Genomic DNA, 12,855 nt, shown 5'->3' on the forward strand with positions numbered 1-12,855 from the left:
GCAGACGGGGCTAGATCTCCGAACCGACCTCCTCGTCGCTGATCTTGGACTGGCCGGCATGGTCACGGGCAGCCACTTCGTTCAGGACTTCCGGTCCCACCAGGCCGGCGGCAATCTCCCGCAGGGCCACCACGGTGGGCTTGTCGTTCTCCCATTCCACCAGGGGATTGGTGCCTCCGGCGAGCTGACGGGCGCGCTTGGCAGCCACCAACACCAGATGGAAACGGTTGTCTACATTGTCGAGACAGTCTTCTACGGTCACTCGTGCCATGGCTGGCAGTGCTCCTGAAAAAACGGCGGAAAACGGTCAATACTAGGGGTTCAGAACCCGGGATGCCAGCAATTCGCTCAGCAACGCCCGTTTGCTGTGGTGCTGGGGCCACATGCGCAGACGATTGGCGGTGAAGATGGCCTTCAGGTCCGCCAGTGCGTCCTCAAAGCGGTCATTGACCACCAGGTAGTCATATTCAACGTAATGGGTCATTTCTTTGACCGCATCCTGCATACGCCGTTCGATCACGGCAGCGCTGTCCTTGCCCCGGGCCTGAAGCCGGGCGCGCAGGGTATCCCGAGAGGGAGGAACGATGAAGATGGACTGACAATCGGGCATCAGGCGGCGGACCTGCTGAGCGCCCTGCCAGTCGATTTCCAGGATCACGTCCCGGCCCTGGTCCAGCTCCGCCTCCACCGCAGCGCGGGAGGTGCCGTAATAGTGGTCAAAGACCCGGGCATGCTCCAGAAAGGCCCCGTCCTCGATCATACCCAGGAAATGCTCGGCATTGACGAAGTGGTAATGGGTGCCGTCCACCTCGCCCGGCCGGGGCGGGCGAGTGGTATGGGAGACGGATACCACCAGATCCGGACGGGCTTCCAGCAGGGCGGCCACCAAGCTGGTCTTGCCGGCCCCGGAGGGTGCGGACACGATGAAGAGGGTTCCCTTGACCAAGTTGCTGACTCCCGGCTGGACGACTGGATGACCCGCTAGGGTAACTCAAGGCAGGTGCCGGATGCAGCCCGAGGGCAATCAGTCCAGCAGATCCACTTCAATCCCCTGCTCATACAGGGACTGAGCGCGCCGATCCAGGTACCGCTGCAACTCAGGCTCGTCCCGGTAGGCCCCGGTCAGCACGTATTCCATCAGGGACTGCACATGGAAGGTCCGCAGATAACCCTCGGCACGGATCACCTCGCCGCTCTCGGGGGTGTAGAAAGCCAGCGTGGGGGTGTAAAGCACGCCACTGTCCCTGGCCCAGGCCGCCGCGGTGGTTTCCTCGCCCGCCGGGGTGATGACCGGATCACGACCGGCGACATCGATCTGTGCCACCTGGAACCGGGCCAGCAGGGACTCGCTGTCGGGCCGGGCCAGAATATCCAGGTGCAACTCATCGCAGGCGGAGCACTGGGCCTGCTCGAACAGCACCAACAGGGGCCGTTCATCCTCCCTCAGGGCTGAGGCCAGGTCATGGGGAGAGGGCAGCCAACCTTCCCGGGCATGTAGTACGCCGCTGGCGGGCTCCGGCGACAGTTGCTCGAAATACGCCTGGAAGCCGATCTCGTGTTCCCGCCGCTCCCCGATCCAGGACAGCGCCGCACGGAAGCGATGGGGCTCGAAATAGCCATTGATGCGCCCCACCACCTGGAAATCCTCGTTGAACATGAGCAGGGTGGGGGTGAACTGTACGTTCAGATCCCGGGCAAAATCCTTTTCGGTGGTCTCGCGACCCGCCATGTCGGTGACGTCCCGGTCTCCCCAGAGGTTGATGGCGATGACATTGAAATGCCGCTGGGTCAGGTCGGCGATGTCGCGCTGGCCGAAGTTGTCCCGCACCAGTTTTTCACAGTAGGGGCAACCGTCCTGATAGAAATACAGCATGAGGCGACGGCCTGCGTCCGTGGCCTCCTGAACGTCTTCCCGGATATCCAGAAAGGACTCATGGAACCAGGACGGCGGCTCAACCCAGCCCGGGTTGACCATGCCCGGATCCAGGCGGGCTTCCTGGGCCGGCGCAACGCTCCAGGCGAACAGCGCGACCATCAACAATACCGCCGGGATGAACATGAACGATCGGACAGGGCTCATGGCAACCTCCTGGCCCGCTCAGGGCTGTTGCGGTGGATGTTCCCCAAACGACGGGACCCGGCCGAAGCCGGGTCCTGATCGGATCATTCCTGGTGATAACCGGTGACCCGCTCCACCTCGTTGCGCGACCCCAGCACCACCGGTACCCGCTGATGGATATCCTCGGGGTCCAGGGACATGATGCGCTCCCGCCCCGTGGTGGCGGCGCCCCCCGCTTGCTCGATGATGAACCCCATGGGATTGGCCTCATACATCAGACGCAGTTTGCCGCCCTGCCCCTTGGCCTGGATCTTGGTGTCCATGGGGTACATGAAGATGCCGCCCCGGGTGAGGATGCGGTGCACTTCGGCCACCATGGAGGCGATCCAGCGCATGTTGAAGTCCTTGCCGCGGGCGCCGTCCTTACCTTCCAGACATTCGCTGATGTAGCGCTTCACCGGCGCCTCCCAGAACCGCATGTTGGAGGTGTTGATGGCAAACTCCTGAGTATCCGCCGGGATCTGCACATTGGAGTGGGTGAGCAGGAACTCCCCGAAATCCCGGTCCAGGGTAAACATGTTGGTACCCCGCCCCGTGGTCAGCACCATCATGGTGGAAGGGCCGTAGAGGCAGTAACCGGCGGCCACCTGCTCGGTGCCGGGTTTGAGGAAGTCTTCCTTGGCGGGATTCTTCACCCCCGGCGGGGCCTTGAGAATGGAAAAGATGGTCCCTACCGAAACGTTGACGTCGATATTGGAGGAGCCGTCCAGGGGATCGAACAGCACCAGATATTTGCCCCTGGGGGCATTATCCGGCAGATGATGGACGTCATCCATCTCCTCCGAGGCCAGGCCGGCCACGTGGCCGTTATGGGCCAGGGCCTCGATGAAGATTTCATTGGAGATGATATCCAGCTTCTTCTGCTGCTCCCCCTGGACGTTCTCGGAACCGGCGGTGCCCAGCACCCCCACCAGATCGCCCTTGTTCACCAGATCGGAGATCTTCTTGCAGGCCACCGCGATATCGTTCAAAAGCCCGGTGAACTCACCGGTGGCCCCCTCGAACTGGCGCTGGGTCTCAATGATGAAATTGGTAAGCGTGGTGCCGATATACATGGATGGTGTTCCCTTGGTGGTGTTGAAGCCGTCCGGCGCGGCACTGTTATTGTGATGTTCCCCTATCGGGGCGCCGCGCCTTTCTGACGGTTATACTATCAGAACCATCCTGTAGAACCATCCGGGCTGACATCTACTCCACGATCACCGTGATCTGCTCGGACACCAGCGGCGGATCAAAACTGGCGTGGCGATAATCCATGAACAGCAGCTGCAGGGTATGCCGACCCGGCGGCAGACTCACCTCGGCCTCGGTCTGGCCACCCCCGAAGTGCAGGGTGTGGTCGGTAAACGGCAGCGGGCTATCCAGATTCACTGCCGACAGATCCTTGTTGACCAGCAGATGATGATGGCCGGTATCGGGGCGATCCACACCGGCGGGAGCCACACCGGCGCCCTTGAGCCCCATGCGCACCGTAAAGGGCGCAGCAACCGTCTCACCATCGGCCGGACTGATGAAATACACCGAAGCCCCCTCGGGCGGTGCGATGCGCCCCAGATCCGCCTGCGCCGTGCCCAGCGTCAGCACTCCCAGGAGTGACAGGGTAATCAGGCTGTTCGGAAAATGACGATACATGTGAAAATCCTCCAAGGTTGACGGACCACAAATCCTGGCATTCCGCTAGGATTATAGCCCCTTTATTGATTTTGCCGACGTCGCTTGAGAAACCTCCGGCACCCATGGATACTCCTACGCTCAAAGCAAAATTATTGATGAGGGGATTCCCCTCGGTCAGTCAACGCATCCCCAGGAGTTGCCGCCATGTCCAGGACGATCACCTCACAGCCCTCGATCCAGTTTGCCGAAGCCGTCACGGGCGCTGCCGACAAGACCGACACCCAGGCCCCGCCGTCCACGCTGCCTCCGGCCCTGAGCGGCGAGCGGCGCACCCTCGACAGCAAGGCAGGCCTGCTCTGCTATTACCAGGGTGGCCCGGCTCGGCGTGAAGAACAGCAGACCGCCGTGCCCCTGCTGCTCATTCACAGCGTGAATGCCGCGGGCTCCGCCTACGAAATGAAACCGCTGTACGACCACTACAGCCGCCTGCGCCCCGTCTTTGCCCTGGAACTGCCCGGCTTCGGCGGCTCGGACCGCAGCGACCGGGCCTACACGCCCCGCCTCATGACCGACGCCATCCACGCCATGGTGCAGGAAATCCGGCGACTGATGGGCGATAGCCCCATCGATGCCATCGCCCTGTCCCTGGGCTCGGAATTCCTGGCCCGGGCCGCCGCCGAATCCGCCGCCGATTTTCGTACCGTGGCCCTGGTCAGCCCCACCGGCTTCCGGGGCACCGGCCGCCTGGACGGCCCCCCGGAAAGCACCCGAGGCATGCCCTGGCTGCACACCGTGCTCACCCGGGGTCCCTGGAATCAGGGCCTGTTCAGTGCCCTGACCAAGCGCAGCGTCATCCGCTATTTCCTCAACAAGGCCTGGGGTTCCCGCCGCATTGATCTGGGCCTGCTGGAATACAGCGTGGCCACCACCCGGCAGCCCGGCGCCCAACATGCGCCCTATCATTTCCTGGCGGGCAACCTGTTCAGCAAGGACATCACCCGGATCTACGAATCCCTGACCCTGCCGGTCTTCATGTGCCATGGCGAGCGGGGCGACTTCGTGGACTACCGCGGCAAGGCGGCGGTGGAGCGCCTGCCCAACTGGCGGGTGGAGGAGTTCGCCACCGGCGCCCTGCCCTTCTATGAACTGCCCGAAGAGTTCGTGCAGCACTATGACGCCTTCGTGGAAAAGACCCTGGGCACCAAGGGCGACGCTTGATCGGGGCTGACCACTGATGGAATTCCTGTACGAGTACGGCCTGTTCCTGGCCAAGGCGGTCACCTTCGTGGTGGCCGCCCTGATCCTGCTGGGCAGCATCACCGCTGCCGCCGGCGGCTCCCGGGAACGGAGCCAGGAACACCTGGGCGTCCGGCATCTCAACCAGCGCTACCGGGACATGGAAAAGACCCTGCGCGAACACCTCAAGACACCCCGCAGCCTGGGTCAGCGCCTGCGACGGCTGGGCCGGAAACAGGATGACAAGAAGACCTCCCCGCCGCCGGACCCGGATCGCAGCCGGATTTTCGTGCTGCGCTTTCACGGCGACATTCGCGCCTCCCGGGTGGAAAACCTGCGGGAAGAGGTGTCCGCCATCCTGACCCAGGCCCGCAAGGACCTGGACCGGGTGGTGGTCTGCCTGGAGAGCGGCGGCGGCATGGTCCCCCATTACGGCCTGGCGGCCTCCCAGCTGGTCCGGCTGCGGGACGCAGGACTGCATCTCACCGTGACCGTGGACCGGGTGGCCGCCAGCGGCGGCTATCTGATGGCGGCGGTGGCCCACCGCATCGTCGCCGCCCCCTTCGCCATCGTCGGCTCCATCGGCGTGGTGGCCCAGTTGCCCAACCTGCACCGCTGGCTCAAGCGCCGCGAGGTGGACGTGGAACTGCTCACCGCCGGCGAGTACAAGCGCACCCTCACCGTTCTGGGACAGAACACCCCGGAAGGCAGGGCCAAGTTTCAGCAGGAGCTGGACGAGGCCCATGCCCTGTTCAAGGCGTTCCTGGGCCGTTACCGGCCCCAGCTCCACCTGGATACGGTGGCCACCGGAGAACACTGGTACGGGGAGCAAGCCCTGCCCCTTAGCCTGGTGGATGCGCTGAGCACCAGTGACGATGAACTCATGCGCCTGTCCAGGGAGTTCGACCTGTACGAGGTCACCTACCGTCGCAAGCAGACCCTGGGCAAGCGCTTCAGCGGTGCCGTTGACGGGGCGCTGGACCGCATGATGCGGCTTCTTGGCAGAACCTGAGATCTCAACCCATCCCATGACCCAGACCAGCAGCCCCTCTTCAGCGGTGGATACTCACCGGATCGGCCCCATCCATCTGGCACCGGGCATCCTGCCCCTCCACGGCTGGACCTTCTTCTACGGCGGCTTTGTCTCCATCGGCCTGCTGGTGTTCATCACCATCGGCCAGACCTACATCCTCAACGAGCACCTGAATATCCCCCTGGACCAGCAGGGCACCCTCACCGGGGATCTGGTGTTCTGGACCGAGGTGGTGGCCCTGCTGCTGTTCATCCCGGCGGGGATCCTCATCGATCGCATCGGCCGAAGGCCGATCTTCATTGCCGGCTTCATGCTGCTGGCGGCCACCTACGTGCTCTATCCTCTGGCGGGCTCCAGCGACGACCTGTTCCTATACCGAACCATTTATGCCATGGGCATCGTCGCCATCGCCGGCGCCCTGTCCACGGTGCTGGCGGATTACCCGGCGGAGCGCTCCCGGGGCAAGTTGGTGGCCATCATCGGCATGCTCAATGGCCTGGGGATCGTGATGATCGGCCAGATGTTCGGGGTACTGCCGGAGGTATTCACCGCCCGCGGGGTCAGCGGCACCGATGCCGGGCTCTATACCCATCTGCTGGTAGCGGGGCTGGCGGTGGTCTCCGCCATCATCATCGGCTTCGGCCTCAAGGGCGGGGTGCCGCCCACCCGGGAGGCTCGGCCGCCGGTGCGCAAGCTGCTGGTCACCGGGGTGACCGAGGCCCGCAACCCGCGCATCCTGCTGGCCTACGGCGCCGCCTTCATCGCCCGGGGCGACCAGTCCATCAATGCCGCCTTCGTCGTGCTCTGGGGCACCACGGTGGGCATCGGCATGGGCATGAGTGCGCCCGAGGCCATCAAGCAGGCCACCCTCATCTTCGTCATCACCCAGGTGGCGGCCCTGCTCTCGGCGCCGCTGCTGGGTCCGCTGGTGGATCGCCTGAACCGGGTCACCGCCCTGGGCGTCTGCATGGGCCTGGCGGCCCTGGGCAACCTGGCGGTGATCTTCATGGACAATCCCCTGGGCGGCGGCACCACCTGGATCTTCTTCATCTTGCTGGGCATCGGTCAGATGAGCGTGTTCCTGGGCGGGCAGTCCCTGATCGGCCAGGAAGCCCCCAAGGCCACCCGCGGCTCGGTACTGGCCATGTTCAACATCAGCGGTGCCCTGGGCATCCTGCTGATCATGATGATCGGCGGCCGCCTGTTCGACCAGATCGATCCCCGCGCCCCCTTCGTCCTGGTGGGTGCCATCAATATCCTGATGATGCTGGCCAGCTTCTATGTCCGGGCCAAGGCCCCCGGCATGACCATCTCCCAGGTGGAGGTGGAGCGTGATGGCATGGCCCCGCCGACCTCCCAGGACCCATGGATCGACCCGGCCCACCGGCCGCGGGATCGCAAGACCTGACCTTTTTCGGAGCCCTTTTCCATGAGCATCACCCAACAGTTCGACAACGTCACCCTGAACACCCAGGCCAATGTGTACTTTGACGGCAAGTGCGTCAGCCACGGCTTCACCCTGGCGGACGGCACCCGCAAGTCGGTGGGCGTGATCCTGCCCGCCCGCCTGACCTTCAACACCGGGGCGCCGGAGATCATGGAATGCGTGGCTGGGGCTTGCCGGGTCCGTCTGCCGGGAGAGGATGCATGGCGCAGCGTCGCTGCCGGAGAGTCATTCTCGGTGCCCGGCGACGCCAGCTTCGATATCGAAGTGGACGGCGAGCCCTTCCACTACATCTGCCACTTCGGATAATCGTTGCCGCGACGGCGCCTCAGAAGCGTCCGGACAGGTTCAGGGGGACCCTGCCTTCCGCGTCCGGCCGCCCCATGAAGCCCAGGGCCTGGGACAGCTCCCGACGGGCTCCTTCCCGCGTCCCCAGGCGCAGACGCAGCTGATAGCTCCCGTCCGGGGCCAGTCCCGCCGTGCCTTCCGCGAACAACGGCCCGCCCTGGTCGCGGATGACGGCCTCCAGATGACCCGCCTCGGTGGCGGTCAGGGTGGCCCGCAGATCCCCCAGGGGGAGGGGTTCGGGCAGTCCCGAGGCGGCATTGAGCCAGCCCACCACGCCCTCCACCTGACTGAAACGCCCCTGCCGGTCAAGCCGCAGGCTGGAGATGTCCGCCAGGACCCGCCCCTGCACGATCACCGGCAGGGTCAGATAGGCATCGGCCAGTGCCGCCGCCGGCAGATCGACCCGCAGATCCCGCAGGCGCAGGCCCGAAGGGTGAAGACCCAGGCGGCCGGCGGCCGTCCCGCCCGCCGGCCGCAGGGTGACATCCACCCGCAACTCCCCGCGCAGCCCCGCCAGGGGACGTACCCGCCACTGCAGATCCGACAGCATCAGTTCATCCAGCCGGACCTGTCGCGCCTGACCCCGCCAGAGGGTGCCGGACATCCCCGTCGATTCCACCCCGTCAGGCACCAGACCCCGGTCCCGGGCCAGTTGCCAGGCGAAGGATGCCGGCAGGGTCACCAGCAGGAAGATCAGATAGGCGATTCCCCCCAGTACCAGGTAATGCCACGACTTCAGACCCGACTTCACGCCCCCTGCCCCTCCAGCACCAGTCGTGCATTGACCCGGCCGGCGGCCGGCTGGCGGTCCACGACCAGACCGCTGACCTGAATCCCGTACTGCTGCCCCAGCCCGTCCAGCCAGCGCAACAGGTCATCGAATGCGACATTCTCCATCCACACACGGACCGTGCCCGTCCCCTCCGGCTGGACCCGCCGCAGACTGGAGGCCAAATTCGCCTGCCTAGCCGTGGCATCCACCAGCCCCAGCAGGGACTGGGTGCCCTGGGCCGCGGGCGCAGGACCGGACTGGCCCCTGGCGGCCCGCACCTGCGCCGAGGCCGCCTCCATCCACCCCAGATCCCCCTGCAGCCGTTCCACGGTCCGCGTCGCGGCGTCGACCCGGTCATTGAGGGGCAGCCAGATCAGGCCGTAGGACAGGATCAGCGCCGATAACAGACCGCCCAGGACCAGGATCCGCCGGTCACGGGATGAAAGTGCTTGCCACCATGGGGTCATGAATCGTTGCTCCGGATCAGGATACGGCTGTCCACCCGGTCTTCCCGGGTGCTGGCGGACTGGATCTCCACGCTCCAGCCTACGGTCGATTCCAGCTGCTGTCGAAGACGGTCCAGACTCCGGAGATCGGCCAGATGCAGGTCCAGATCCAGCCGCCCCGGCTGGTAGCGCAGGCTCTGGATCGTCAACCCCTGCTCGGCGGCCAGGGCCGGGCCGGCCACCGTCAGCAGGGCATCCAGGCCCGAGGTCGCGGGACCGCCGCCCTGGCCCTGCTGCAGGCTGTTGAGGGCGCTCTGCATCTGGCGCCGGGGGTCTACCACCCGACTGCCGGGGAAGGTCCGCTCAAAGACCTGGGTGATTTCCCGATCCAGCCGATCCTGCTCCGCCTGCAGGGTGTGCAGTTCCCAGCCCAGGGTGATGAACTGGACCACGACCAATGCCAGCAGCAGGATCGCCGCCGGACGCCACGGGCGCCACCATTGGCCAAGGCCGTCGCGGGGACCGAAGGCGCCGCAGGCCAGATTGAAGGGTACCGATTTCGGCCACTCCCCGACGATGGCAACCAGCAGACGTTCATCGGCGGCATGGCACCTGACCTCTGCGCCGAACGTCTGATCCAGACGATCCAGGGCCTCGTCACCGGGCAGCGCCGGACCATGTCGATGGATCTCCAGACGCTCGGGACGCCGATCCGGCGGGGTCTCATCCCATTGCAACTGCAACAGAAAAGCCGCATTGTCCCGCTCCATAGCAGCCCCGTCGCCGTCGGCCGTGGCCAGCCAGGCCATGCTCCCTTCCAGCCGGACCGTCCAGGTATCCGGTGGCGTGGGCAGGACAGCAGTCTCCGGCACCAGCAGATGAGGCTCCAGCCCCTGAGCGCGCAAGGCCTCCAGCCAGGACTGCATGTCACCCCGGGACACCACGGCCACCCGCAGACGTCCATCCGGGTCTCGAGCACCGGGGACGAAATGCAGGCTTTCCACCTCGTCGGCCAGCAGATCCTCCAGGGCATAGGGCAAAGCCTTCATCATCGCGCGGCTGTTGCGGGTGGGCATTTCCACACGGGTCAGCAAGACCCGGGCCCCAGGTACCAGCACGATCAGGCGCCCGGCCCGAATCCGTTCCGCCAGTCCATCCAGCCCCTCCGGGGGCAGGATCTGCACGGAGCCATCCGCCATCTGCAGCAGGGCCTCCCAGGGGGCCTCGGGATCATTGGGATCGGTGGGTCTTAAAAAGACCTGGCTGGGATTCACGGAAATTCTCCAGTGATGGGACTGACGGACATCATCATGACAAATTTTGCCCATGATCTTCAGGGTGTGTCAGGGACCGCAGGCGGTCTGTTCCCGCAGCACCACCCGCTGTTCCCGGGTATCGAGCACGCTGCAGAGCAGGAAGCGCCGCCCGGCCAGTTCCGTGCGAACCGCCAGACGGAAGTACCGGGACTCCACCGTCGTATCCTCGGCGGTGCCGAAGGCCCGCTGCAGGACTTCCGGGGCCACCTGAAGATTCATGATGGACGTGGTCTCCGGCAGGGCGGTCACGTAAGGCACCACGGCCCACCAGATGGGTGTCGTCACCCCCAGCACCAGTCGCAGTTCGCTGGGGCTGAGCATGGGCCGGTTCCCGCTCAGATAGGGAGGATCCAGTGCACGATAGGCGGGGTCATCGGTCTCCGGATCGAGCCAGTCGGTGAGATGGACCAGCAGGCGTTCGGGATCCAGGCGCAGGTCCGGGGTTTCCCGGGCAATCTCTTCCAGCAACCGGACAAATCCCTGTCGCAGTTCATCGTCCTCCCGCGCCAGGGCATTGAGATTGAAGCGGCAATGCAGATCCTCCAGCAGGACGACCAACTCCGCCTCCTCCAGATAGACGGGGATCGCCGGTGACACGCACCCCTCCCAGGGCAGTTCATCGTCCTCGCCGCGCTCCCCCAGCAGGCGCAGGGCATAGGCCTCCGCCCCCAGGGAGAGCTGATAGGCCTGGTCATGGGTGAAGACATTGGTGGTCCGGCGGATATCCAGATGCTGCCGGGTGGCCATGGACACGGCGGCGATGGTGGCCAGGGCCACCACCAGCAGTGCAGTGATCAGGGCGACACCCTGTTGACGGCGATACATGGCGGCGGTCACTACTCGTAGTCGCTCCAGGGCCGGAACGCTTTCACCATTCCCTCGTCTTCAAGCATCAGGCAAACCAGACTCCGAGCATGCAATCTGCACGATTTTTTGCGCGATTTTTTCGGGCGAAAGGACAAAATCTATGCAACCTGTAGCGATTGCACTCTCAGGCATATCCGGCTGTGCAGCCGTATCGAGCGTCTGCGCGATGGTAATACCTCCCACCGCCTTAATGCGGCACAGGGCCTCTGCGCCGTCGCCATCATAGCCAGAGACAATGATCGCGACAATTTTTGCGGCCCAGTGCTCCGCCAAAGAACCCAGGAACACCGTGATTACGTCAGGCCATCCCCTCGGTTTTGATATCGGTTTTAGAAGAAACTCACCGTCGAGAACGTGCAGATCACGCTGCCCAGGAATTATGAAAACATGATTGGGAACAATAACCAGTTTTTCCGTGATGAGTTCAACCGGCATCTTTGTATAGTTCGGAAGAATCTGGTGAAGCAGGGTGGCCTGTGTTCTCACGTGATTAACTATCACAATAGCCACGCCCATATCGGCCGGCAGGTTCTGGAGCAAACGGATATAGGCATCAAGGCCACCGGCTGAACCGCCTACGCAAACGACAGGAAAGTTCTTTTTAGCAAGATTGGCATCCATTAACAATCCATCCTTATTAGCACTGCAAAATTTCGCCATGAGCGAAATAAAAGCTCAAGACAAAGCCAAAAGAGGCATTGTCTTACCCTTAGCTTTTTTCGTCAGCCAGTTTTCGAACGTCCCCCTTTCAGCCGGTACATATCCTCATCCGCATGCCTCAACAGGGTATCTGCATCCACCCCGTCCGCGGGATAACAGGCCACGCCGATACTACAGGACGGCATTCTGATATCACCGAATTCAACGTCCATTGGCTCGGCCATGAATGCGAGAATCTGCTCCACCTTCCCGGAAATGGCAACCTCGGAATGGAGATCCGTCAACAGAACAACGAATTCGTCACCGCCCATCCGGGCCACCGTGTCGGTTTCACGTACGCAGCCTTCCAGCCGTCGTGCAATTTCACAGAGCACACGATCACCCGCCGCATGTCCATGAGTATCATTAATATATTTGAAGTCATTGATATCCAGAAACAGCAAAGCCAGACCGCTCTGGTGGCGATGGGCCGCATGCAGAGCCGAATCCAGTCGATCATTGAACAGCGATCGGTTAGTCAACCCTGTCAACGGATCGTGATGGGCGAGGAAACGTAATTTCTCCTCGGCCTGCTTGAGGGCCGTCACGTCCCGCGCCACACCGATCCGCACACCATTCTCCTCGGACCAGCGGGCAGACCACAGGATGTGCACGACAGCGCCATCCTTGTGGATATAACGGTTACTGAAGTCCACGTGGGGCTGACCGTTCATGACCTGGGCAATGGAAGCCCGTGTGGCCACCAAATCGTCAGGATGCATATAGTCGGTGATCGACGTGCCGATCAACTCGTCGGCGCGATAACCGAGCAGCGCCTCACACGCATCGCTCACAAAGACGATCTTGCTGTCCTCGTCAACCACGAAGACCGCATCCAGCATCAGATTAAGCAACTTAGGATAAAGTGCTCTTATATCAACGGGCATAATTCGGGGGAATTAGGTGATTCATGCCTCTTAATTATAGCCCTATCGCGACGGTAGGCGGGAAGGATCGGCTC

Annotated in this window: 15 protein-coding genes; 4 read left to right on the forward strand and 11 right to left on the reverse strand. The window is 63.5% G+C overall.

Annotation, left to right across the window (positions count from 1 at the left end; translation table 11 throughout):
• Positions 1-10 precede the first annotated feature (10 nt).
• From rpoZ to LQ952_RS03585, 5 genes are all read right to left on the reverse strand, one after another.
• Positions 11-271, reverse strand: coding sequence for a DNA-directed RNA polymerase subunit omega (gene rpoZ / locus LQ952_RS03565; protein ID WP_238621286.1), 261 nt, complete (start codon positions 269-271; stop codon positions 11-13).
• Between the two features lie 42 nt (positions 272-313).
• Positions 314-946 (reverse strand): guanylate kinase, encoded by a 633-nt coding sequence (gene gmk / locus LQ952_RS03570; protein ID WP_238621287.1) that lies wholly within the window; start codon positions 944-946, stop codon positions 314-316.
• A 78-nt stretch (positions 947-1,024) separates the two neighbouring features.
• Entirely contained in the window at positions 1,025-2,080 is a 1,056-nt protein-coding gene (locus LQ952_RS03575) for a thioredoxin family protein (protein ID WP_238621288.1), read from the reverse strand.
• Between the two features lie 83 nt (positions 2,081-2,163).
• Entirely contained in the window at positions 2,164-3,174 is a 1,011-nt protein-coding gene (locus LQ952_RS03580; protein ID WP_238621289.1) for a class 1 fructose-bisphosphatase, read from the reverse strand.
• 133 nt (positions 3,175-3,307) lie between these two features.
• On the reverse strand, positions 3,308-3,751 hold the full coding sequence (locus LQ952_RS03585) for a DUF4399 domain-containing protein (protein WP_238621290.1): 444 nt from the start codon (positions 3,749-3,751) through the stop codon (positions 3,308-3,310).
• 186 nt (positions 3,752-3,937) lie between these two features.
• Between LQ952_RS03585 and LQ952_RS03590 the strand changes: the two genes are divergently transcribed.
• Genes LQ952_RS03590 through ppnP form a run of 4 tightly spaced genes read left to right on the forward strand, consistent with a single transcriptional unit; the run spans position 3,938 to position 7,755 of the window.
• Positions 3,938-4,951, forward strand: coding sequence for an alpha/beta fold hydrolase (locus tag LQ952_RS03590; protein WP_238621291.1), 1,014 nt, complete (start codon positions 3,938-3,940; stop codon positions 4,949-4,951).
• Between the two features lie 16 nt (positions 4,952-4,967).
• Entirely contained in the window at positions 4,968-5,981 is a 1,014-nt protein-coding gene (sohB, locus tag LQ952_RS03595) for a protease SohB (RefSeq protein WP_238621292.1), read from the forward strand.
• Between the two features lie 16 nt (positions 5,982-5,997).
• A complete protein-coding gene (locus LQ952_RS03600; protein WP_238621293.1) occupies positions 5,998-7,410 on the forward strand; it encodes an MFS transporter in 1,413 nt (470 codons plus the stop codon).
• Positions 7,411-7,431: 21 nt separating this feature from the next.
• Positions 7,432-7,755: a pyrimidine/purine nucleoside phosphorylase gene (ppnP, locus tag LQ952_RS03605; protein WP_238621294.1), complete on the forward strand. Its 324-nt coding sequence runs from the start codon at positions 7,432-7,434 to the stop codon at positions 7,753-7,755.
• 19 nt (positions 7,756-7,774) lie between these two features.
• Here the strand turns inward: ppnP and LQ952_RS03610 are convergent, their stop codons facing one another.
• The 6 genes from LQ952_RS03610 to LQ952_RS03635 form a co-directional block, all read right to left on the reverse strand.
• Positions 7,775-8,545: a type II secretion system protein N gene (locus tag LQ952_RS03610; protein ID WP_238621295.1), complete on the reverse strand. Its 771-nt coding sequence runs from the start codon at positions 8,543-8,545 to the stop codon at positions 7,775-7,777.
• Positions 8,542-9,033, reverse strand: a complete 492-nt coding sequence (locus LQ952_RS03615) for a type II secretion system protein M (protein WP_238621296.1) — start codon at positions 9,031-9,033, stop codon at positions 8,542-8,544. Before LQ952_RS03615 ends, LQ952_RS03610 begins: the two co-directional genes overlap by 4 nt.
• Positions 9,030-10,286 (reverse strand): type II secretion system protein GspL, encoded by a 1,257-nt coding sequence (gspL, locus tag LQ952_RS03620; RefSeq protein ID WP_238621297.1) that lies wholly within the window; start codon positions 10,284-10,286, stop codon positions 9,030-9,032. Before gspL ends, LQ952_RS03615 begins: the two co-directional genes overlap by 4 nt.
• A gap of 69 nt (positions 10,287-10,355) precedes the next feature.
• Entirely contained in the window at positions 10,356-11,165 is an 810-nt protein-coding gene (gene gspK / locus LQ952_RS03625; protein WP_238621298.1) for a type II secretion system minor pseudopilin GspK, read from the reverse strand.
• 48 nt (positions 11,166-11,213) lie between these two features.
• On the reverse strand, positions 11,214-11,816 hold the full coding sequence (locus LQ952_RS03630) for a chemotaxis protein CheB (RefSeq protein ID WP_238621299.1): 603 nt from the start codon (positions 11,814-11,816) through the stop codon (positions 11,214-11,216).
• A gap of 101 nt (positions 11,817-11,917) precedes the next feature.
• On the reverse strand, positions 11,918-12,781 hold the full coding sequence (locus LQ952_RS03635) for a diguanylate cyclase domain-containing protein (protein ID WP_238621300.1): 864 nt from the start codon (positions 12,779-12,781) through the stop codon (positions 11,918-11,920).
• Between the last annotated feature and the right edge of the window lie 74 nt (positions 12,782-12,855).

The organism is Ectothiorhodospira lacustris, from assembly GCF_022227785.1.
GTDB classification, from domain to species: domain Bacteria; phylum Pseudomonadota; class Gammaproteobacteria; order Ectothiorhodospirales; family Ectothiorhodospiraceae; genus Ectothiorhodospira; species Ectothiorhodospira lacustris.